The sequence below is a fragment of the Streptomyces alkaliphilus genome (assembly GCF_014141535.1).
Taxonomy (GTDB): Bacteria; Actinomycetota; Actinomycetes; order Streptomycetales; family Streptomycetaceae; genus Streptomyces; species Streptomyces alkaliphilus.
On the sequence record NZ_VKHT01000766.1, the window covers coordinates 1 to 2,507 of the forward strand.

General features: G+C 75.8%; 1 protein-coding gene. It reads left to right on the forward strand.

Going from position 1 to position 2,507, the window contains the following annotated elements; genetic code table 11:
* Window positions 1-366 precede the first annotated feature (366 nt).
* The coding region (locus FNQ90_RS19530; RefSeq protein WP_182607557.1) for a HelD family protein at window positions 367-2,507 on the forward strand (2,141 nt) is incomplete at its 3' end.

Consider the following 2,507-nt stretch of genomic DNA (forward strand, 5'->3'; position numbering starts at 1 on the left):
CCGCCGCACATGCCCTCCCACCACGCCGACGTATCGGGGGAAGAGTACTTCGCCCCCGCTCCCGGCGGATCCGAACCGGCGAAACACCCCGCGTCCGCACCGGATGTCGATGGCCCGGCCCGGAGACGCGTCGCGCCGTCGCGCTTCCACTCATTCCCGAGTACTCCGGTGTCGGAAACCCGTTTGCGCCCCGGTCGCGGCACTGCCTAGGCTCACGCGTTCCACCGCCCTTCGTGTCGCGCGCACCGGAGAGGCGTCGGCCGCACGGCAACCGGTCGGCACACATCCCTTGAGCCGCTTCGGCATCCGCCGCCGTCCGATCCCGGGCGGCGGCGTTGCCGCGTGACCGTCCGGAGGCCGTAACCGATGTCCGCCGTTCCCGAGCCCACCACTTCCGTCCCGGACCACGACAACCCCGCCCCGAACGGCACCGATGAGCCCGATCCGTTGGCGATGGAGCGGGCGCACCTCGCCGCCTCCCGGGCCGCGCTGCGCGCGATGCGCGCCGACGCCGAGGCGCTGGACATCGGCGACGTCACCGCGAGTTGGGTCACCGCCGAGGTGCTGCGCGGTGACGTGGAGCGGCGGATCGCCGCCCTGGCCGACCTCGCCGACACCCCGCTGTTCTTCGGCCGGCTCGACTACCTGCGCCCGATCGACCACGAAGCCGGCTCCGGGGACGCCACCGGGGCCCCGGTGGACGAGTCGGGCCGCCGGTTCCACATCGGCCGCCGCCACGTCCACGACGCGCACGGCGATCCGATGGTGATCGACTGGCGCGCCCCGGTCTCCCAGCCCTTCTACCGGGCCTCCCCCACGGACCCGCGGGGCGTGCGGATGCGCCGCCGTTTCGGCTACGAGGGCGGGGAGCTGACCGCGCTGGAGGACGAACACCTCGGCGGACCCGCGGCGGAGCCGGGGGACGGTTCCGGCGGGGCCGCCGCGACCGGGGGGAATCTGCTGCTGCGGGAGATCGAGCGGCCGCGCGTCGGCCCGATGCGGGACATCGTCGCCACCATCCAACCGGAGCAGGACGAGATCGTGCGGGCCCCGCTGCGCGGCAGTCTCTGCGTCCAGGGGGCGCCGGGCACGGGCAAGACGGCGGTGGGCCTGCACCGGGTCGCGTACCTGCTCTACGCCCACCGGGAGCGGCTGTCGCGCTCCGGCACGCTGGTCATCGGGCCCAACCGTTCCTTCCTGCGGTACATCGAGCAGGTGCTGCCGGCCCTCGGCGAGCTGGAGGTGCGGCAGACCACCGTGGACGCGCTGGTGTCGGCCGCCACCGGCCTGGAGCCGCGCGGCACCGACGACCCGGCGGTGGCCCGGCTCAAGGGCGACGCGCGGATGGCCGAGGTGCTGCGCCGGGCGGTGCGCTCGGGGGTGCGGATGCCGGAGGAGGCGCTGGAGGTGCCGCGCGGCGCCCGCCGGTGGCGGGTCCCGGCGCACGAGGTCGCCGACATCGTGCGCGGGTTGCTGGAGCGGGACATCCGGTACGGGGCGGCCCTGGAGGCGCTGCCGCAACGGCTGGCGCACGCGGTGCTGGTGCGGATGGAGCGGGCCGGGGAGGCCCCGGACGACCGGGTGCAGGCGGCTGTGGCGCGCAGCGCGCCGGTGAAGGCGATGGTCCGTCGGCTGTGGCCGGCGGTGGACCCGGCGAAGCTGGTGCTGCGGTTGCTCTCGGACCCGGCGTTCCTCGCGGAGCGGGCGGAGGGGCTGCTGGCGCCGCAGGAGGTGGAGCTGCTGCCGTGGCCGCGTCCGGCGCGCGGTGTCCGTTCGGCTCCGTGGTCCCCGGCCGACGCGGTGCTGGTGGACGAGGTCCGCGATCTGGTGACCCGCACCCCCTCGCTGGGGCACGTGGTGCTGGATGAGGCGCAGGACCTGTCCCCCATGCAGTACCGAGCGGTGGGGCGACGGTGTTCGACCGGCTCGGTGACGGTGCTGGGCGACCTGGCCCAGGGCACCACGCCGTGGGCGACCGGCACCTGGGCCGAGGCGATGGCGCACCTGGGCAAGCCGGAGGCCGCGGTGGCCGAGCTGACCCTGGGCTTCCGGGTGCCGCGGGAGATCATCGCCTACGCGTCGCGGCTGCTGCCGGCGATCGCGCCGGGGTTGGCGGAGGCCGGTTCGGTGCGGCGGTCCCCGGGCTCGCTGCGGGTGCGACGGGTGACGGCCGGGGAGCTGGACGCGGCGGTCGTGGCGGCCTGTGGGGAGGCGCTGGAGCGTGAGGGGTCGGTGGGACTGATCGCCGCCGACGCCCGGCTGCCGGCGCTGCGCGCGGCGCTGGTGGGGGCCGGACACGAACCGCTGGGGCCGGGGGAGGAGACCTCGGTCGGGCGGCGGCTGACGCTGGTGGCGGCCTCGCTGGTGAAGGGCCTGGAGTACGACCACGTGGTGCTGGACGAGCCGGCGGCGGTGGTCGGCGCGGAGCCGGATGAGCGCACGGGGCTGCGGCGGCTGTACGTGGCGCTGACCCGGGCCGTCTCGGGTCTGACCGTGGTGCACCACAC